At 73.0% G+C, this 19,353-nt stretch carries 14 protein-coding genes; 5 read left to right on the top strand and 9 right to left on the bottom strand.

The window, feature by feature from the left end; all coding sequences use genetic code 11:
• Nucleotides 1-118: 118 nt before the first annotated feature.
• A complete protein-coding gene (locus OG385_RS02370; RefSeq protein ID WP_266851354.1) occupies nt 119-1,987 on the top strand; it encodes a transketolase in 1,869 nt (622 codons plus the stop codon).
• Nucleotides 1,988-2,415: 428 nt separating this feature from the next.
• Here the strand turns inward: OG385_RS02370 and OG385_RS02365 are convergent, their stop codons facing one another.
• Nucleotides 2,416-3,921 carry a bifunctional phosphatase PAP2/diacylglycerol kinase family protein gene (locus OG385_RS02365; protein WP_266851353.1) on the bottom strand — a complete coding sequence of 502 codons (1,506 nt, stop codon included), beginning with the start codon at nt 3,919-3,921 and terminating at the stop codon, nt 2,416-2,418.
• 306 nt (nt 3,922-4,227) lie between these two features.
• Between OG385_RS02365 and OG385_RS02360 the strand changes: the two genes are divergently transcribed.
• Both OG385_RS02360 and OG385_RS02355 read left to right on the top strand, forming a co-directional pair.
• Nucleotides 4,228-5,445: an aminotransferase class I/II-fold pyridoxal phosphate-dependent enzyme gene (locus OG385_RS02360; protein WP_266851351.1), complete on the top strand. Its 1,218-nt coding sequence runs from the start codon at nt 4,228-4,230 to the stop codon at nt 5,443-5,445.
• Nucleotides 5,446-5,476: 31 nt separating this feature from the next.
• Nucleotides 5,477-6,646 carry an MBL fold metallo-hydrolase gene (locus tag OG385_RS02355; RefSeq protein WP_266851349.1) on the top strand — a complete coding sequence of 390 codons (1,170 nt, stop codon included), beginning with the start codon at nt 5,477-5,479 and terminating at the stop codon, nt 6,644-6,646.
• A gap of 127 nt (nt 6,647-6,773) precedes the next feature.
• Here OG385_RS02355 and OG385_RS02350 read toward each other — a convergent pair whose 3' ends face one another.
• The 6 genes from OG385_RS02350 to OG385_RS02325 all read right to left on the bottom strand — a co-directional run bounded on the left by OG385_RS02350 (nt 6,774) and on the right by OG385_RS02325 (nt 12,497).
• Complete coding sequence (locus OG385_RS02350; protein ID WP_266851347.1) at nt 6,774-7,442, bottom strand: response regulator transcription factor; 669 nt, start codon at nt 7,440-7,442, stop codon at nt 6,774-6,776.
• Nucleotides 7,439-8,767: a sensor histidine kinase gene (locus OG385_RS02345; RefSeq protein WP_266851345.1), complete on the bottom strand. Its 1,329-nt coding sequence runs from the start codon at nt 8,765-8,767 to the stop codon at nt 7,439-7,441. Before OG385_RS02345 ends, OG385_RS02350 begins: the two co-directional genes overlap by 4 nt.
• Nucleotides 8,754-9,920 carry an acyltransferase gene (locus OG385_RS02340; protein WP_266851343.1) on the bottom strand — a complete coding sequence of 389 codons (1,167 nt, stop codon included), beginning with the start codon at nt 9,918-9,920 and terminating at the stop codon, nt 8,754-8,756. Before OG385_RS02340 ends, OG385_RS02345 begins: the two co-directional genes overlap by 14 nt.
• Entirely contained in the window at nt 9,913-10,881 is a 969-nt protein-coding gene (locus OG385_RS02335; protein ID WP_266851341.1) for an alpha/beta hydrolase, read from the bottom strand. Before OG385_RS02335 ends, OG385_RS02340 begins: the two co-directional genes overlap by 8 nt.
• A 216-nt stretch (nt 10,882-11,097) precedes the next feature.
• Nucleotides 11,098-11,730, bottom strand: a complete 633-nt coding sequence (locus OG385_RS02330) for a DedA family protein (RefSeq protein ID WP_266851339.1) — start codon at nt 11,728-11,730, stop codon at nt 11,098-11,100.
• On the bottom strand, nt 11,727-12,497 hold the full coding sequence (locus tag OG385_RS02325; protein WP_266851337.1) for an MBL fold metallo-hydrolase: 771 nt from the start codon (nt 12,495-12,497) through the stop codon (nt 11,727-11,729). The genes OG385_RS02330 and OG385_RS02325 overlap by 4 nt, the downstream gene beginning before the upstream one ends.
• A gap of 362 nt (nt 12,498-12,859) precedes the next feature.
• Between OG385_RS02325 and OG385_RS02320 the strand changes: the two genes are divergently transcribed.
• Nucleotides 12,860-14,941 (top strand): phage holin family protein, encoded by a 2,082-nt coding sequence (locus OG385_RS02320; protein WP_266851336.1) that lies wholly within the window; start codon nt 12,860-12,862, stop codon nt 14,939-14,941.
• Between the two features lie 94 nt (nt 14,942-15,035).
• Here OG385_RS02320 and OG385_RS02315 read toward each other — a convergent pair whose 3' ends face one another.
• Together OG385_RS02315 and OG385_RS02310 are read right to left on the bottom strand one after the other, a co-directional pair.
• Nucleotides 15,036-17,093 (bottom strand): phosphocholine-specific phospholipase C, encoded by a 2,058-nt coding sequence (locus tag OG385_RS02315; RefSeq protein WP_266851335.1) that lies wholly within the window; start codon nt 17,091-17,093, stop codon nt 15,036-15,038.
• 197 nt (nt 17,094-17,290) lie between these two features.
• A complete protein-coding gene (locus OG385_RS02310) occupies nt 17,291-17,770 on the bottom strand; it encodes a MarR family winged helix-turn-helix transcriptional regulator (RefSeq protein WP_266860569.1) in 480 nt (159 codons plus the stop codon).
• Nucleotides 17,771-17,923: 153 nt separating this feature from the next.
• Between OG385_RS02310 and OG385_RS02305 the strand changes: the two genes are divergently transcribed.
• Nucleotides 17,924-19,327 (top strand): NADP-dependent succinic semialdehyde dehydrogenase, encoded by a 1,404-nt coding sequence (locus OG385_RS02305; RefSeq protein ID WP_266851333.1) that lies wholly within the window; start codon nt 17,924-17,926, stop codon nt 19,325-19,327.
• Nucleotides 19,328-19,353: the final 26 nt, after the last annotated feature.

The following is a 19,353-nucleotide window of genomic DNA, read 5'->3' as shown; positions in this document are numbered from 1 at the left end:
ACGCGGTGCTGTGCGACCGGGACAGGCTGAGCAACCGGGCACGCCCACTCCAGGAGCGGCCCACGCCACACCGCACCGACGGCCCCGCTGAAGGTCCGGTCGCGGGAAGGGAACAGCAATGACCACGTATCAGAACGCGGAACTCTTCGAACTGGCCCAGCAGCTCCGCGTGGACGCGGTGCGCGCCGCGGACGCGGCAGGCTCCGGGCACCCCACCTCATCGATGTCCGCGGCGGATCTCGCCGCCGTACTGCTCGCCAGGCATCTGCGCTACGACTTCGACCGGCCCGACGATCCCGGCAACGACCGCTTCGTCCTCTCCAAGGGACACGCCACACCGCTCCTGTACGCGATGTACCGCGCGGCGGGGGCCATTGACGACGAGGAACTGCTCACCTTCCGCAAGAAGGGCAGCCGTCTCGAAGGCCACCCGACGCCGCGCATCCCCTGGGTGGACGTGGCCACCGGATCGCTGGGGCAGGGGCTGCCGGTCGGCGTGGGTATGGCGCTCGCGGGAAAGTGCCTGGACCAGGTGGACTACCGGGTCTGGGTGCTGAGCGGTGACAGCGAGATGGCCGAGGGCTCCGTCTGGGAGGCGGCCGAGCACGCCGGGTTCGAGAACCTCGGCCGGCTGACCCTGATCGTCGACGTCAACCGGCTCGGACAGCGCGGTCCCACCCGGCACGGCCGGGACCTCGCGGCGTACGCACGCAGGCTGCAGGCCTTCGGCTGGCACACGGTCGAGGTCGACGGGCACGACATCGCCGCCGTCGACGCCGCGTACGAGGAGGTGCTCGCCGTCACGGACCGGCCCACCGCGATCGTCGCGGGCACCCGCAAGGGGCGCGGGGTGGCCTCGGTCGAGGACCGCGAGGGCATGCACGGCAAGCCGCTGCCCGACGCCGCAGCGGCCGTCGAGGAGCTGGGCGGCCGGCGGTCCATCCGGGTCGGTGTGCACAAGCCCGCCGACGTCCAGCCGCGGCGGATCACCGGCAGCGGGGAGCTGGAGCTGCCGCGCTACGAGAAGGGCGACGAGGTCGCGACGCGCAACGCGTTCGGCGAGGCGGTCACCGCCCTCGGTACGGCGCGCGGCGAAGTCGTCGTACTGGACGGGGAGGTCGGCGACTCGACCCGCGCCGAGTTCTTCTCGAAGAAGCACCCCGAGCGGTACTTCGAGTGCTATATCGCGGAACAGCAGCTGGCGGCGGGCGCGGTCGGTATGCAGGCGTGCGGCTATGTCCCGTTCGCGTGCAGCTTCGCCTCGTTCCTCACCCGGGCGCACGACTTCTTCCGGATGGCCGCGATCGGCGCCGCCGACATCAACGTCGTCGGCTCGCACGTCGGTACGGCGATCGGCCAGGACGGCCCGTCCCAGATGGGTCTTGAGGACCTGGCGATGTTCCGGTCGGTCCACGGCAGCACGGTTCTGTATCCGAGCGACGCCAACCAGACGGCCCGGCTCGTGGCGGAGATGGCGGACGCGCGCGGCATCCGCTATCTGCGCACGAACCGCGGGGAGACCCCGGTCATCTACGGTCCCGACGAGGAGTTCCCGATCGGCGGCAGCAAGGTCCTGCGCTCCGGCGCGAAGGACGAGCTGACCCTGATCGGCGCGGGCCAGACCCTCCACGAGTGCCTGGAGGCGGCCGACATCCTGGCGCAGGAGGGCATCGCCGTGCGGGTGATCGACCTCTACTCGGTCAAGCCCGTGGACGCGGGGACCCTGCGGACCGCGGCGGACCAGACGGGCTGCCTGGTCACTGTCGAGGACCACCACCCCGAGGGCGGTCTCGGGGACGCGGTCGCGGAGGCGTTCGCGGACGGCAGGCCGGTGCCCCGGCTGGTCCGGCTCGCGGTCGGCAATATGCCGGGTTCCGCCACCCCGCACGAGCAGTTGGTGGCGGCCGGGATCGATGCGCAGAGCATCGCGGCGAGCGCCCGGCTGCTGGTGGAGCGGGCAGTGATCCGCCCGGGCTCGGCCGCCTGAGCGGGGCTACTCCGTGGGTCTCCGCCCGTGAGCGTTGCTCCCTCGCGAGGCTCTGCCGGTGGGCGTTGGTCCCTCGCCGGGGCTCGGCCGGCGGGCGGGCTCGCTTCGTGGGTTTCCGCCCCCCAGCGGGCCCCTTCGTGGGGCTCCGCCGGTGGAGGCTCTGCCGGGTGGTGGACCGGGTGGCCGGCTCGGCCACCCGGATTCCCACCGGCAGGACACGGGCCCGGCGGCCGGCCCGATCCGGACGGAAGACCCAAGGGCCTGTCGTCAAAGTGCCGCCTGCCGCGCGGCGTCTGGCACGCACGCTCGCGGCGTTGCCGAAATGCCCTAGTAGCTCCGCTACGAGAACATTCCGGCGCCTTGCGATCGCACGCACCAGACGCCGCGCGGCCGCCCTTCGGGCAACGACGGCACTTTGACGACAGGCCCTAGAGCGGCAGCGGGCGGTACACCGTGAGCGCCTCGTCGTCCTTGTCGATCCACAGCGTCTCCGGTGCCTCCGTGATCTCCCCGTCGAACGCGAGCGGCGTGCCGGGCGCCAGTCCGGCGACCCGGACCCGGCGCAGCCGCTGCGCCGCGTGCACGGGGGAGCGGGACAGCGGCCCCGCGAGGGCCGCCGCCAGCAGCCGCAGCCCCGGCAGCCGGCCGCCGTGCACCACCCGGACATCCAGCAGGCCGTCCGCCAGATCGAAACGCCGGCCGGGGGTCGGCCCCATCTGCTGGTACATGCCGTTGCCCGCGAACAGCATCCACAGGGCCCGCTGCTCGCCCTGGAACTCGGCCCGGAGCGGCCGCTGCGAGCTGAGCACTCGCGCGGCCGCCAGCACCCCGGCGGGCCAGCCGCCGATCTTCGGGGACCAGCGCTCCCTGATCCGCACCAGCTCCGGATAGGAGCCCAGGCTGAAGGTGTTGAGGAAGTGCCCCGGGCCGCCGCCGGGCCCGTCGGGCCCCGGTGTGAACCGGCCCAGGTCGACCTTGACCGCGTCGCCCGATGCCAGCGCCCGGCAGGTGTCGTGGACCTCCTCGATCCCGACGTCGTACGCGAAGTGGTTCAGTGTGCCGCCCGGAAAGACGGCAAGCGGCACACCATGACGGGCCGCGGCCACGGCCGCCCTGTTGACCGTTCCGTCCCCGCCGCAGATGCCCAGGGCCCGGCAGTTCTGTGCTGCCTTCTCCAGGGTGGCCACCAGCTCGTCCGGATCGCACTCCACCACTTCCGCGAGCGGCAGCGCGTCCCTGACGAGAGCCGACTTGGCCGCGGCCGAACCCGATGCTCTGTTGACCACGACGACGAGGTCCTCGCCGCCGGGCAGGACCGGTGCCTCGGTATGCGGGCGTCCGGGGGCGGGCAGCTGGTCGCGGGTCGGTACGAGCCCCCGCACCGCGAAGGCGGCACCCACCCCGAGCGCCGCCCCGATCACCACGTCGCTCGGGTAGTGCACCCCGGTGTAGACACGGGAAGCGGCGACGCTGATGGCGAGCGGCGCCACGACCGCGCCCCAGCCCTTCGACTCCAGCGCGACGCCCGTGGCGAAGGCGGCGGCCGAAGCCGCGTGCCCGGAGGGGAAGGACGTGGTGGCCGGCTGCCGCTTGAGCTGCCGCATCACCGGTACGGCGTCCAGTATCGGTCTCGATCTGCGGACCGACCCCTTGGCCACCGTGTTGGCGACGGCCGAGGCCACGGCCAGCGAGGCCACCCCGCGCAGGGCGGCCCGCCGCGCCCGGGTCGAGCGGCCCGCCACGGCGATCCCGGCGGCGGCGCCGAGCCAGAGCAGGCCGTGGTTGGCGCTGCGGCTCAGCCGGGGCAGCACCGGCGCCGCGGCCGGCCAGTGCCGGGCAGCCGCGGACCGGAACAGCGCCTGGTCCCTTGCCCCGAGCCAGCCCGTGAGCCGATCGAGACGGACCGGACCGCTGCGGGGGACGGCGGATGCCATGGAAATCAACCCTCTCGGTGAGCGCCGCACGTCCCGGGCCGGCTGCCCGTGCGGCGGACGGCCCTGTGCGGCGGTTCTGCTGACCGATCGTCGTACCCCGTCCGGCCCGGGAGATGCCTCCACGGCCCCCGGCGCGTCGTCGCACGTCGCGGGCGCCCCCGGCCGGCGCGAGCACCGGAAGCCGTGGCCACCGGGGTCCCTCCGCGCGGTCCCCCGCCTGGAGGGACCCCGGTGGCCACGGTCGCCCGGCCGGGCAAATCTACGTATAAAGGTCTCTGGGGGGCCGGCGACAGCGGAGGTGCGGGCATGCAGCGGACGGTTCCGGAGAGCCGCGGCCCTGTCCGCTACGGGCCGCCCGCCCCCGGACCCGGACTGCCGGTGCTCCCCGAACTGGCCGCCGCACTCACCGGCGCCGCCTTCCGTACCGACCCCGAGCCGCCCGGCGGCGGACCCGCGCTGCGGTCGGCGGCCGCCGGCTACTGGACCCGCCGTGGACTCGGCTGCGCACCGGGTGACACGGTCGCCGCCAGCGGCGCCCAGTCGCTGCTCCTCGCGCTGCTCGCCGCGGACGGCGGCGACCTCATGCTGCCCCGCCCGTGCCCCGCCTGGTGGATACCGCAGGCACGTCTCGTCGGGCGGTCCGCCTACCCGGTGCCCACCCCGGCGGAGTGCGGCGGGGTGCCCGATCCGTACGCGCTCCTGGAGACCGTACGCAGAGTGCGCGCCGAGGGCGGCAACCCCCGGCTGCTGCTGCTGTCCGTCGCCGACGACCCCACCGCGACCGCCGCCCCGCCCGAACTGCTGCACCAGGCCTGCGAGGCCGCCCTCTCCGAGGGGCTGCACATCATCAGCGACGAGACCTGGCGCGACACCAGGCACCGTCCGGACGAGACCGTGCTGCTCAGCCCTGCCGAGATGTGGCCGGAAGAGGTGACCGTCCTGTCCGACCTGGCGGGCTCACTGACCCCGACGGCCTGGCCGGTGGCCGTCGCCCGGTTCCCCGCCACGGCGGACGGGGCCGCCCGGCGCGCCAGAACGCTTGATGTGCTCACCGCCATCGGCGCGGGGGTGTCCGCACCGGTCGCCGCTGCGGCCGCCTTCGCGCTGGGCGAACCGGCGGCCGTACGGGAACGGGCGGCGCGGGCGAACCGGCTGCACTCCCGGGTGGCCACCGCGGCCCACCACGCGGTGCTCGCCGCCGGCGCGGTCGCCAGGCCCCCGCAGGCCGGACGCCACCTGTACGCGGATCTGGACCCGCTGCGCTCCGGCCTCGCGGCCCTCGGAGTCACCGACGCGATGGAACTGGAGGACTACCTGGGGCAGCGGATCGGCGCACCGGCCCCCGGGGGCCACCGCTTCGGTGACGATCCGGCCGCACTGCGGGTGCGGTTCGCGACGGGCCCGCTCGTCGGATCAACCCCCCAGGAGCGCCTGGAGTCCCTCAACTCGGCGGAGCCACTCGAACTTCCCCATGTGGCCCGCGCGTTGAGAACTTTTGCGACGGCCCTGGAGCATCTGCGATGAACGACTCACCGCCACCGGACGGAGCCCTTCGATGACGGAACAGACCGAGAGCTCCCTCACCGAGCCACAGCCACCGACACGAACGAAGCCGCAGTCGCAGTCGCAGCCGCAGCCGCAGGCCCGGTCCGGGTCCGGTTCCGGGTCCCGCACCCGGACCGGGCAGCAGGCCCCCGCCGCGGAGAAGACACAGCTCCGGCCGCACACCCGGCCCCGTACCCGCACACCCGGCATCCTGCGTCCGCCCGGCGAGACCAGGCTCTGGCCGAAGTCCTTCGCCGACCGGCTCACCGCCCCGCTGCCCGGCGTCAGGGCGATGGCCAGACTGGCCCGCGAAGGCGCCGTGCGGCCACGCCCCGACGGGCTGCGGGACATCCCGCTGCTGCCGTACGCCCCCGGCCCGCTCCCCGAGACCGACGCCACCACCATCGCCGTCACCTGGGCGGGTCACGCCAGCTGGGTGGTGCGCATCGGCGGTCTCACCGTTCTCACCGACCCGGTCTGGTCGCGCAGGATCCTCGGCACGCCCGCCCGGGTCACGCCGGTCGGGGTCCGCTGGGCCGACCTGCCGAAGATCGACGCCGTGGTCATCAGCCACAACCACTACGACCACCTGGACGCCCCCACCATCAAGCGGCTGCCGCGCGACACCCCGCTCTTCGTCCCGGCCGGACTGGCCCGCTGGTTCCGGCGCCGCCGGTTCAGCCGCGTCACCGAGCTCGACTGGTGGGAGTCGGCCGAGACCGGCGGTGTCCGCTTCGACTTCGTGCCCGCCCACCACTGGTCCAAGCGCACCCTCACCGACACCTGCCGCTCGCTCTGGGGCGGCTGGGTCCTCACCGACGAGCGGGGGCAGCGGGTGTACTTCGCGGGCGACACCGGGTACGGCCACTGGTTCGGGGAGATCGGCCACCGTCACCCGGGCATCGATCTGGCGTTGCTGCCGATCGGGGCGTACGAACCGCGCTGGATGCTGGGGCCCGTGCACACCGACCCGGAGGAGGCGGTCGCGGCCTGCGAGGATCTGGGGGCGCGCCGGATGGCGCCGATGCACTGGGGCGCGTTCCTGCTCTCCGCCGAACCGGTGCTCGAACCGCTCACCCGGGTCCGGGTGGCCTGGGAGCTGGCGGGCCGCCCCCGTGACGAGCTGTGGGACCTGCCGGTCGGCGGGTCCAGGGTGCTCCAGGAAGTGCCCGCCGACTGAACCGACCGGCCACGGACACCCGGCCGTACGGCCCGTCAGCACCCGGCCGTTCCGCGACGGGGGCATTGAGCATCCGGCTGTGCGCACCAGGCCCGGCAGTATCCGGCCGTTCCCCCCGACGGGCCCGTCAGTATCCGGCCGGGCGCACCAGGCCCGTCTCGTACGCGAAGACCGCGGCCTGGGTCCGGTCGCGCAGGCCCAGCTTGACCAGGATCCGGCTCACATGCGTCTTCACGGTCTGCTCCGCCACCACCAGCTGCCCGGCGATCTCCGCGTTGGACAGCCCCTGGGCGATGAGGGAGAGGACCTCGGTCTCGCGCTCGGTCAGATCGCCGGCCCGGCCCTTCGGCGCGGTGCGGGGGGAGTTGGTCACCCGGGAGAACTCGGCGATGAGGCGTTTGGTGATGTTCGGGGCCAGCAGCGCGTCACCGGCCGCCACCACCCGCACGGCGTGGGCGAGTTCGTCCGCCGACGCGTCCTTCAGAAGGAATCCCGCCGCGCCGGCGCGGAGCGCCTCGTACACGTACTCGTCCAGATCGAAGGTCGTCAGCACCAGGACCCGCACCGCCGCACCGCCGGGCCCGGTGATCCGGCGGGTGGCCTCGATGCCCCCGAGTTCGGGCATCCGGATGTCCATCAGGACGACGTCCGGGGCGAGTTCGGCGACCCGGGCGATGGCGTCGAGGCCGTCGACCGCCTGCCCGACGACCTCGATGTCCGGCTCCGCGTTGAGCAGCACCGTGAAGCCCTGACGGACCATCATCTGGTCGTCGGCGATCAGTACCCGGATGGTCATGAGGGCCCCTCCAGGGGAAGTATCGCCGCCACCTCGTATCCGCCGCCGGGGGTCGGCCCGTCGGCGAAGTCGCCGCCCAGCATGGCGGCGCGCTCGCGCATACCCAGCAGCCCGTGGCCGGTGCCGGGTGCGGTCGCGGGTTTGGGGGGTCCGGCCGGTGCGGTGTTGGTGACCCGCACGTCGACGGCGGACGACCGGTACGCGATCTCCACCTGTACCTCCGCTCCGGGCGCGTGGCGCAGCACGTTGCTGAGCGCTTCCTGCACGATACGGAACGCCGTCAGCCCGACGCCCGGCGGCAGGGCACGGGGGAGCCCGGTCGTCTCGGCGGTGACGGTGAGCCCTGCCGTACGCACCCGGCCGAGCAGTGCGTCCAACTGGTCCAGGGTGGGCTGCGGCGCGTGCCGCAGGCTGTCGGCCGACGCGTCGTCGGAGCGCAGCACCCCCAGTACGCGGCGCAGTTCGGTGAGCGCGGTCACGGCGTTCTCGCGGATGCCCGCGAGGTTCTCCCGCAGCTCGTCCGACGGGTTCTCGACCAGGTGCGGGGCGACCTGCGCCTGGATGGAGATGACCGACATGTGGTGCGCCACGACATCGTGCAGCTCGCGGGCGATCCGGTTGCGCTCCTCCAGGAGGGTGCGCAAGTTCCGCTCCTCGGCCGTGAGTTCGGCCTGGGCGTCGGTCTCCCTGCGGGCCTTCCGCAGTCCGCGCAGCGAGGAGCCGACCACCACGACAGCGAGCAGGATGGGCACCGCGCGGTCGATGTCGTAGTTGTGCGGCCGCCCGGTGAAGACGGCGCAGGCAGCTCCGGCGAGCAGGGTGACCACCAGCGCCCCGCCCGCCCGCCGGGGCGGTACCCGCAGCGCCAGCAGGAAGAGCGTCCCGCCCGTCAGGAACATCCCGGGAACGGTCCAGGGGTAGGGCACGTCGGCACCGAGCCCCGGTTCGGCGAGGCCGACGGTGACGACCAGCAGGCCCGTCGACGCCCACCAGGCGAGCACGGGGCGGAACATCCCCGCGACGAGCGCCACTCCCTGGGCGAGGCCCAGCAGCACCGTGAACCCGGGTATGGCACCGTCCTCGTCCGGCGCGAGACTGTTCGCCTGCGTCACGGCGAGCAGCGCCGCGCACAGGACCAACGGCACCACCAGCACCGGCCGCCAGGACGCACGTCCGGGCCGAGCCCCGGCCGGCAGCGGGTCGGCCGGGTCCGTCAGACCGTGCAGCAGGGCGTGCGGCGCACGCCGCACGGCTGCCCGCACCCGCTCCCGGCCCCACCGGGGCGGTTCCTGCTCCGCCGCCCGGCCCGTCTCAGGCATGGTCATGATGTGTCTCCCCCCGTGGGGCGGGTGCCCCGGTCCGCACGACCCTGCTGTGCCCGCGCCGCCCCTGCTCGTACGTGTGGAAAGCGGCCCAGCACACCAGCAGCGCCGCGGCGAACACCGGCAGCCAGGCCAGCCGGGCGAGCACCCAGCCCCAGCCGTCCGGGACGGTGTGCAGGCCCGGCAGCGCCCGGCCGGTGAGCATACCGACGGCGGTGACCGCCATCATCGCAGTCTGGTGCCAGAGGAAGACCGTCATCGCGGAGAGGTTGACCAGCGCCACCGCGGCCCAGGCAGCCGGGCGCACCAGGATCCTGCGCAACGGGCCGAGCAGCAGCAGAGCGGCTCCGCACTGGGCGAGACCGAAGGCGACGGCGGCGAGGGTCGGCGGATCGAGGTTGGATATCCGGGAGCCCGGCACCCCGACCATGGACGCCGGGTACCCCGCCCACAGGACCAGCCCCGCGGTGGCCGCGGCGCCGCCCAGCAGCAGTGTCCAGGCTGTCCGGCGGTCCTTGAGCGCGCCGCGGGCCCAGGCCGCGCCCAGGCAGTACGGGACGAGCCAGCCCGCCGCCACATTGATCCAGCCGAGCCAGGACGGCCCGCCGAGACCGAAGCGGATCAGGTCGACATGGAGCACCACGGCGATCGGCCACAGCGGGTGCAGCCGGGTGGCGAGCGGGGTCGCCGCGGTGAGCCCCGCGAAGACCAGCAGGAACCAGAGCGGCGAAAGCACCAGCTTGAGCAGCGTATGCACGGTCCCGGGGCCGGCGCCCGACACGAGCATCACGGCCGCCGCCACGGTCCACACCACCAGTACGGCGGCGACCGGCCGGCCCAGCCGCACCAGCCGGGCCTCCAGCCACTGCCGGTAGGTGACGCCCCGGCCGCGGGCCGTCGCGTAACTCGCCGCGCCCACCTGGCCGCCCACCAGGAAGAACACCGCCAGGGTCTGTAACAGCCAGGAGACCGGGGTGAGTTCGGGCATGTGCTGGAGCGGGCTCGCGCCGTGCACCGTGCCGCTGTCGGTGACCAGGGCCGTCACCAGCCAGTGGCCGAGCACCACACCGAGGATCGCGAGGGCGCGCAGCGCGTCGACGGCCCGGTCGCGTCCTGGCGGGGTCGCGGACTCGATCCGCCGCACGAGATCACGCATGACGGACCACCCCGGAAGGGGTCTGTCCCGAGACGATCCGGGCGAGGTTCGCCAGTGAGAGCGAACCGGGCTTCAGATAGTCGCTGTGGCCTCCGCCGCCCGCGTCGAACACCCGGGCACCGAAGCCGGCCGCGACCGGATCTGCGCCGAGACCGACGGTGACGAACGGCAGCGGGATCCGTACGTGGGGCACGTCGGCTATCCAGTCGTCGCCGCCCCGGCCGGCCCAGACGGTGGCCCGGGTGTGCAGGGCGGCAGCGCTGCTCCGCCCGGCGCCGGGGCTGCCATACAGCACGATGCCGGCGGCATCGATACCGGGGGCGGCCCGGCCGCAGACCACCGAACCGTAGGAGTGGCAGAGCAGCGAGATCCGGGCGGCCGGTGCGGCGCCGCCCAACTCCCCGACGAAGCGCCGCAGTACGGGTGCGGCGTCGTCCGCGCGGCCGGTGGTCAGCACCGTGGGACTCACCGTGGCAGGTGTCGCGTATCCGAGCCAGGCCACGACAGCAGCCCCGCTCCCCAACTGCCGCTGGAGCGCCTGCGCACCGGCCAGCAGACGTCCGTACTGGTCGAGCCCGGTGTCGGAACCCGGCACCAGTACGGCGATCCGCCGGGCCCGCGACAGGTCGCCGAAGACCTCGGTGGTGCGGCCGCCGTCGCGCCCGTCGAAGGAGAGGAAGTGGCGGCCCGGCCGTGCCATGACACGCAGCGAACCGGCGCGCCCGGTGTCGCCGTCGGCCTCGGCGGTGCGCGCCGCGGCCCTGATGTCGGCGCGGGTCGCGGCGTACCGCACGGCGAGGGCGGCCGGGGCCACCGTCCGCAGCGGGGCCAGGGCCGTCGGCGCGGGCGCGGGGACCGCCGCCGGGCGGGCCGCACCCGACACCGGCACGGTCACCGAAGCGGTGACAAGAGCGGTGAGCAGGGCGCGGCGCAGTCGGCTGCTGTGGTGGCGGGACGCCATGGGTGGTCCTTCCGTACCGGATGGCTTTCGTGCTTCCGGTACCGAAGCTATGGAGCACCCTGCCGTGCCGGCGTCCCGCTGCGGAGCGAACCTCCCGCGTCACTCCCGAGTACTACGGGTAGGGGAGGGGTGGGTCGAACGGGACCCGGCGGAAGGGCAGTTGGCGGACCCGGGGATCCCGGTGGCGAAGGGCTCCGCCGGACCCCGGGGGAGTGCTCAGCGGGGCGCCGGCGAACCGGGGCGCGTCCTGAGCCTGCGCCACGCGGCGGGCGCCCCGCTCACCAGCAGGGTGAGTGCGACCGCCGCGACCACGCCCTTCCAGGGCTCGTCGAAGAGCGAGCCGCCGAGTATGCCGATGAGCTGGTACGCGGCGGCCCAGGCGAGACAGGCCGGAATGTCTCCGCGGGCGAACCTGCGCAGCGGCATCTCGCCGAGCAGACAGGCCAGCATCACCGGAATCCTCCCGGCCGGGACCAGCCGGGAGAGCACGAGCACCGACTTGCTGTGCCGGTCGAGCTGGTTCTGCGACTTCGCGAGACGCGCCTGCGGGACCCGCTTGCGCAGCGCCTCCAGCCAGCGCGAACCGTTCCTGGAGTGCACACCGCGCCGGCCGAGCCAGTACAGGGCCATGTCCCCGAGGAAAGCGGCGAACGAGGCCACGGCGAACACGAAGAGCAGCGACAGCGGATCGGTCTGGTGGAAGGCGACCACGGCCGCGGAACTCACCAGCGCGCCCGTGGGCACCACCGGCACCAGGGACCCCAGGGCCACCAGCAGGAACAACGACGGGTAACCCACGGCCTGCTGAGTCGACTCCGGGGGGACCTGGCTCACCAGTTCGGGTATCACCCGGCCACCTCCGGCCGCACCAGTTCACCGTGTGCCAGCCGGTACACGGAGACCTCGGGCGCCAGCAGCGCCGCCTGCCGTACGAACTCGTCGCCCGGCGTGTGGAATTCGTGCGGGCGCACACCGTCCATCCCGACCGGCCAGTACGTGCCGTAGTGCACCGGTACGGCGGAGCGCGGCCGCAGGACGGCCAGCGCCTCGGCTGCCCGCCTGGCGTCCAGATGTTCCTGCCCGAGGAAGGGGCCCCAGCCACCGACCGGAAGCAGCGCCACGTCGACGTCGCCCACGGACTCGGCCATCGCGTCGAACAGGCCGGTGTCCCCGGCGAAGTAGGTCCGCGCCTCACCGCTCACGACGAAGCCGAGCGCGGGCGCGCGCTGCGGGCCGAAGGGCATCCGGCGGCCGTCGTGGTGCGCGGGCACCGCACGGACGAGCAGATCGGCGACCCGTACCTCGTCGCCCGCCCGGACCTCGGTGATGTCCAGGCCGAGCCGCCGCAGCCCCGGCACGGCGCGGACCGCGCCGCGCGGCACGATCAGCGTGGTGCCCGGGGCGAGGCGGGCCAGCGACGGCAGATGCAGATGGTCGGCGTGCAGATGCGAGATGAGGACGGCCCGGGCGGCCGCCGCTCTGGGCGGCGGCACCGCGCCGCGGCGGCGGCGGAGGTGGGCCAGCCTGCGCGCGAACAGCGGGTCGGTCAGCACCCGGACCCCGGAGTCCTCGACCGTACACGTGGCATGTCCCCACCAGGTCACATCGACCGGCACCTGCTCGCCTCCTCACGTCACATCTGGTCACGGCGGTTCGCGCCGGGTTCTACGCGACTTTATGCGCCCCGTCCCCGGGACAGCCTGTCACGTCTGTCCCGGCCCACGGTGGGTAGCGATCAGGGCGAAACGGGAGGAGGCTCCGTGACCCTGTGCTCGGTGCAGTGTCCGCGCTGCGGGGGTGTCCTCGCCGTCACGCAGGACGGCTGGAAGATCTGCCACTCCTGCGGGTACTCGTCCCCGCCCTGACGTGACTCCTGCCGCCCGGTGGCCGTGACTGTGGCCGGGGCGCTGCCAGGTCCTGTGAAAAGCTGACCGACGGGCCCACCCGGGGCCCCGCACGGACGTGAGGTGGAAGAGGCGTGGCCGCAGGGCGATGGCGCAGGGCGGGCAGCGCTCTGTTCCGGGTGATCGTGGTGTGGGCCGTGTCCACACTGACCATGCTGGCGCTCGCCGGGATCCTGCCGGACTTCCAGCTGGAGTCGGACAACGGCGACAGCGCCACCACGGTGGCGATCACCGCCGGGTGGGGCGCCGCGGCCTTCGGCCTGCTCACCGCGCTGGTGTGGCCCCTCGTGGTGCGCGCGCTGCTGCTGGTCCCGGCTCTCGTCCTCGGCCTGCTGGTCTTCTTCCTCAACGGCTCGCTCCTGCTGGTCGCCCTGGACCTGATCCCGAACGGCAGGGGAGCGTCCAACCCCGAGACGGCGGTCGTGGTCGCCGCCGTGATGTCCGCCGTCGCCTCCGCGACCTCCACCGCTCTCGCGGTGCGCGACGACGAGGCGTACCGCCGCAGGCTCTCGCGCCTCGCCTCCCGCAGACGGCGCAGACGCGGCGAGGACACCGGGCGGGGCGGACCGCACGGCACGGTCTTCCTCCAGCTCGACGGGGTGGGCCACGCGGCGCTGCTGCGCGCGGTCCACGACGGGCTGATGCCCACCGTCGCCGGGTGGATCGGCTCCACCCACCGGCTCGACGCCTGGCGCACCGACTGGTCCAGCCAGACCGGCGCCAGCCAGCTGGGCATCCTGCACGGCTCCAACCACGACATCCCCGCCTTCCGCTGGTACGAGAAGGAGACCGGCGACGTGATGGTCTGCAACCGGCCGGCCAGCGCGGCCGAGCTCCAGCGCCGGGCGGTCGCGCGCACCGGCCACGGAGGGCTGCTCAGCATGGACGGCGCCAGCCGCGGCAACCTCTTCAGCGGCGGCGCCGACGAGCTGGCCCTGGTCCTCTCGGTCGCCGCACGGCGGGACCGCGACCACCGCTCCCGGGCCGGCTACTTCGCGTACTTCTCCGACCCGGCCAACGCCGTCCGGACCGCGATCTCGTTCTTCGCCGAGGTCGGCCGCGAGATCGGTGAGTCGACGCGGGCCCGCGCCCGGCAGGAGGAGCCCCGGATCAAGCGCGGCGGCCTCTACCCGTTCATCAGGGCCTTCGCGACCGTGGTGGAGCGGGACGTGGTGGTGTCCGCGGTGATAGGTGACATGTTCGCCGGGCGGACCGCTGTCTACGCCGACCTGGTGGCGTACGACGAGGTGGCGCACCACAGCGGGCCGCACAGCAGGGACGCGGCGAAGGTGCTCGCACGGCTCGACCGTTCGCTGGCGCTGATCGCGAAGGCCGAGGACCACGCACCGCGTCCGTACCGCATCGTGCTGCTCTCCGACCACGGGCAGAGCCCGGGGCAGACCTTCGAGGGGCGGTACGGGCTGACGCTCAAGGACCTGGTGCGGGCGGGCTGCGGACTGCCGGTTTCGCGCCGGGCGCAGCGGACGAGGAGCGGCTCGGAGGCGCGGGCCGCGGTCCGTGTGGTGCTGCACCGGCCGGTGCCGGCCGGCGACGAAACCCCGCCCGACCCCGGCTCGGACCCGGTCGTGCTGGCCTCCGGGAACCTCGGGCTGATCTCCTTTCCCGGCGCGCCCGGCCGGATGACGCGTGAGCAGCTGGACCGCCGCCACCCGGCGCTGCTGCCCACCCTGGCCAACCATCCGGGGATCGGCTTCCTGCTCCTGGCGAGCGAGAAGCACGGCTCGGTGGTGCTCGGGCCGGGCGGCGCCGAGGTGCCCGTCGACCGGCTGGCCGACGGCGAGGGGCCGCTCGCGGGCTTCGGGCCCGGTGCGGCCGACGCCGTACGCAGGACCGACAGGTTCCCGCATGTCGCCGATGTCATGGTCAATTCGATGTACGACCCGGAGACCGGTGCCGTGCACGCCTTCGAGGGGCAGATCGGTTCGCACGGCGGCCTCGGCGGCGAGCAGTCGGCGCCCTTCCTGCTGGCGCCGCTCGATCTCTCGGCGCCGGTGGACGAGGGGCAGGAGCTGGTCGGCGCCGAGCAGGTGCACGGCGTCCTGCGGCGCTGGCTGACCGAGTGCCAGGGTCCCGAGGTCCCCCTCGGGGCAGCGGTCCCCGTGCCGGACGGAGCCGCGCCCGACGCCACGGCCTGAGCCAGGGGTCCGCCGTGCTCCGGCGCTGTCGCTGCCGGCGGGCATCCGCTCCGGTACCGGGCCCCGGCTCGCGGGACCCGGTACCGGCGGCGGTTCAGCCGGTGATGATCGCCGGGTCGCTCACACCGGGCCTGCCGTTCTCGACATGTCCGGCCAGCCGGCGCAGATAGCTGCCGTCCTGGTCCGAGACCACGGTCAGGTCGTACCACTGCCGGGTGGAGCGCAGGTCCACCGTGTGCACCACGGTCTTCCCCTTGCGGACCGCGAAGGTCTCGCTCTTCCCGCCGTACGCGTTGGTGACCGTGAGGTGGCAGTCGGCGCTGCCCGCATTGGTCATCGTCAGCTCGACCGAGCCGTCGGCGGCCTGGTGACGGGCGGTCACCTCGGGGCCGGCGGTGGTGCCGGGGCCCTTGAATGTGCGGAGGAAGCCGTTCGGGCCGAACACGGACAGATCGTAGGCGCCCTTGGAGTAGGACGTGTTCCAGGTGTCCGAGAGCTGCTTGCCCGCCTCGGCGGTGTACGTCCACGGCCCGTCGCCGCGGTTGGCCGATGTCACCGTGAAGCAGGCTCCGGCGGCCGCGCCCCCGCCGAACGTGAGCGTGAACTTCCCGTCGGCCGGCGCCGCCTTCCCGTCCACCAGCGGTGCGTAGGGCAGCGGCCGGGACGGCCGCGACCCCGCCTCCTGCTTGGGCAGCGCCGGGTCCGCGGGCGCCGTGGGCACGTAACTGTCGTGCCGCTTGTTGTCCGGCGGCCGGAAGCCGTCGGTGTCCGGCAGCGTGGCCGGCTCGGTGTTCTGGAGACCGAAGTCGAAGGCCGACGTCAGGTCACCGCAGATGGCCCGCCGCCAGGGCGAGATGTTCGGCTCGGCCACCCCGAAGCGGCGCTCCATGAAGCGGATGACCGAGGTGTGGTCGAAGACCTCGGAACAGACGTAACCGCCGGTGCTCCAGGGGGAGACGACGGTCATCGGGACGCGCTGGCCGAGGCCGTAGGGCCCCGCGCCGTAACTCGCGTCGCCGGGGAAGTAGTCGAGCGAGGTGTCCACGGTGGAGAGGCCCCGGTCCGCGGAGGCGGGCGGGAACGGCGGGACGGCGTGGTCGAAGTAGCCGTCGTTCTCGTCGTAGGTGACGAAGAGCGCCGTCTTGCTCCAGACCTCCGGGTTCGAGGTCAGCGCGTCCAGTACCTGCGAGACGTACCAGGCCCCGTAGTTGGCAGGCCAGTTGGGGTGCTCGGAGAAGGCCTCGGGGGCGGCGACCCAGGAGACCTGGGGGAGCTTGTCCGCCTTCACGTCGGCCTTGAGGATGTCGAAGAAGCCGTCGCCGTTCTTGGCGTCGGTGCCGGTACGCGCCTTCTCGTACAGCGGGTCGCCGGCCTTCGCGTTGCGGTACTTGTTGAAGTACAGCAGCGAGTTGTCGCCGTAGTTGCCGCGGTACGCGTCGTCGATCCAGCCCCAGGAGCCTTCCTTGTCCAGGCCGTCACCGATGTCCTGGTAGATCTTCCAGGAGATCCCGGACGCCTCCAGGCGCTCGGGGTAGGTCGTCCAGTCGTAGCCGGCCTCGGCGTTGCCGAGCACCGGGCCGCCGCCCTTGCCGTCGTTGCCGACGTGACCGGACCACAGGTAGTAGCGGTTGGGGTCGGTGGCCCCCATGAATGACGAGTGGTAGGCGTCGCACACCGTGAACGCGTCGGCCAGCGCGTAGTGGAACGGGATGTCCTTGCGGGTCAGATGGGCCATCGTGCCCGCGGACTTGGCGGGAATCCACTGGTCGTACTTGCCCTGGTTCCAGGCCTTGTGGCCGCCCGCCCAGTCGTGGTCGAGGCCGGCGATGAACTTCATGCCGAGATCCTCGGCGTCCGGGTGGTAGGGCAGAACGTCCTTGGCGCCGTCCGACTGGTACCAGACCGGCTTGCCGTCGACGGGCGTCACCGGGCGTGGGTCACCGAAGCCGCGAACACCCTTCATGGACCCGAAGTAGTGGTCGAACGAACGATTCTCCTGCATGAGGACGACGATGTGCTCGACGTCCTTGATCGTTCCCGAGCTCCGCTTCGCGGGGATGGCGGCGGCGCGGTCGATGCTGTTCGACAGGGCCGAGAAACCTGCGGTCGCGCCCGCGATCTGGAGGAAGCGGCGCCGATTGAACTGAGGCATGTGTAGGGGGACCTCTCGCAGTGTGAGGGGAATGATCCAGCCGAGTCTTCCCAGATGACGGGGTGAAAGGGAAGAGCTGGCGACACCCGAGTGACAGAACACGGCATTTGAAGCGAACAACCCGGCTGATTCCGGTCACCTTTCCCGCGACTTGTTCATACAACTCGTCCACCCGGCCAGGACCCGAACGTCTGCCGTCAGGTCGTCGGCGTCCCCGTCTGCTGCTGCTTCGGCCCCATGAAGACCATCGGTACCTCATTGCTCCGCACCAGCCGCCCCAGCACCGCCGCCAGCCGGTCGCGCTCCGCCGGGCCCACTCCGTCGGCCAGGGCCTCCATCCGCGCGCTCGCATCGGCGTAGAAATCGCCGGACACTCGGGCGCCCTCGGGAGACAGCGCGACCCGCACCGCGCGCCTGTCCAGCGGATCCGGCTCCCGGCGCACGAGCCCGCGCCGCTCCGCCCGGTCGACGAGACCGGTCAGGCTGGACTTCTCCAGGCCCAGCATGGTGCTCAACTCCCCCATGCCGCGCGGCTGAGCCATCAGAACGCAGATCAACTGGGCCTGCTGCACGGGCAGTCCGTACTCCCGGCTGGCTTCCGTGTACACGGCCTGCACCAGGAACGACGTCCGCACCAGCGCGGCCGCGATCCCCATCGGCTCCTCACTCTTGATCATCGCCATCGGGTCAGCATAGGCGCCCCGCATGATTGGTTCGCACCGCGAACGATTCCGGACGGGCGCACCCCGCCCCACCCGTCCGCCGCCCGCGTTGCGGCGGCGCACCGGGCGCGCGAAGGTCGGAAGGGCGAGTACGAGGAGGACCCACCCATGCCCATCGCCACGGTGAACCCCACCACCGGTGAAACGCTCCAGACCTTCGAGGCGCTGGGCGCCGAGGAGATCGAACGCTGTCTCGCGGCCGCCCACGCCACCTTCCGCGAGTACCGCACCACGGAGTTCGCCGAGCGGGCACGACTGCTGAACCGTGCCGCCGATCTGCTGGAGAGCGAGCAGAAGGACATCGCGCGCACGATGACGACCGAGATGGGCAAGCCGGTCGCCGCGGCGCGCGCCGAGGCCGCCAAGTGCGCCAAGACGATGCGCTGGTACGCCAGGCACGCGGCCGAGCTGCTGGCCGACGAGCACCCGTCACGGGCCGACGCCGAGGACTCCGGAGCCGCCCGTGTGTACACCCGCTACCGCCCGCTGGGCGTCGTGCTGGCCGTCATGCCGTGGAACTTCCCGCTCTGGCAGGTCGTACGGTTCGCCGCGCCCACCCTGATGGCGGGCAACACGGGGCTGCTCAAACACGCGTCGAACGTGCCGCAGACCGCCCTCTACCTGGGGGAACTCTTCGAGCGGGCCGGATTCCCGAAGGGCTGCTTCCAGACCCTGCTGATCGGCTCCGGCGCGGTCGAGGCGATCCTGCGCGACCCCCGGGTGGCCGCGGCGACCCTCACCGGCAGCGAACCCGCCGCCCGCTCGGTCGCGGCCGTCGCGGGCGACGAGGTCAAGAAGACCGTACTGGAGCTGGGCGGCAGCGATCCGTACATCGTGATGCCGTCGGCCGACGTCGGGCGGGCCGCGCGGACCGCGGTGACGGCCCGGGTACAGAACAACGGACAGTCCTGTATCGCCGCCAAGCGCTTCATCGTCCATACGGATGTCTATGACGCGTTCACGGAGGAGTTCACCACCCGGATGGCCGCACTGACGGTCGGCGACCCGCTGGACGAGTCGACCGACGTCGGACCGCTCGCCACCGAGCAGGGCCGTACCGATCTGGAGGAGCTGGTCGACGACGCCGTACGCAGGGGAGCGACGGCGCTCTGCGGCGGCGGGCGGCCGAAGGGGGCCGACCGCGGCTGGTTCTACTCGCCCACCGTCCTGATGGGCATCACCAGCGACATGCGGATCCACCAGGAGGAGGCGTTCGGCCCGGTGGCCACCGTCTACCGGGTGACGAGCGCCGAGGAAGCGGTACGGGTGGCCAACGACACCCCGTTCGGGCTGAGTTCCAACGTCTGGACCCGGGACCAGGACGACGTGGACCTGTTCGTACGGGACCTCGAAGCGGGGGGTGTCTTCTTCAACGGCATGACCGCCTCCCACCCGGCCCTGCCCTTCGGCGGGGCCAAGCGCTCCGGGTACGGGCGTGAGCTCTCCGGCCACGGCATCCGCGAGTTCTGCAACATCACCACCGTCTGGCACGGCGCCGACCCCGGCGAGTGACCCGGAGCCGGGCCCCGGGCCCGTTC

The sequence above is a fragment of the Streptomyces sp. NBC_01306 genome, assembly GCF_026340465.1.
Classification (GTDB): Bacteria; Actinomycetota; Actinomycetes; order Streptomycetales; family Streptomycetaceae; genus Streptomyces.
The sequence above is the reverse complement of the archived record's forward strand: the minus strand, read 5'-3'. Positions and strand labels throughout refer to the sequence as shown.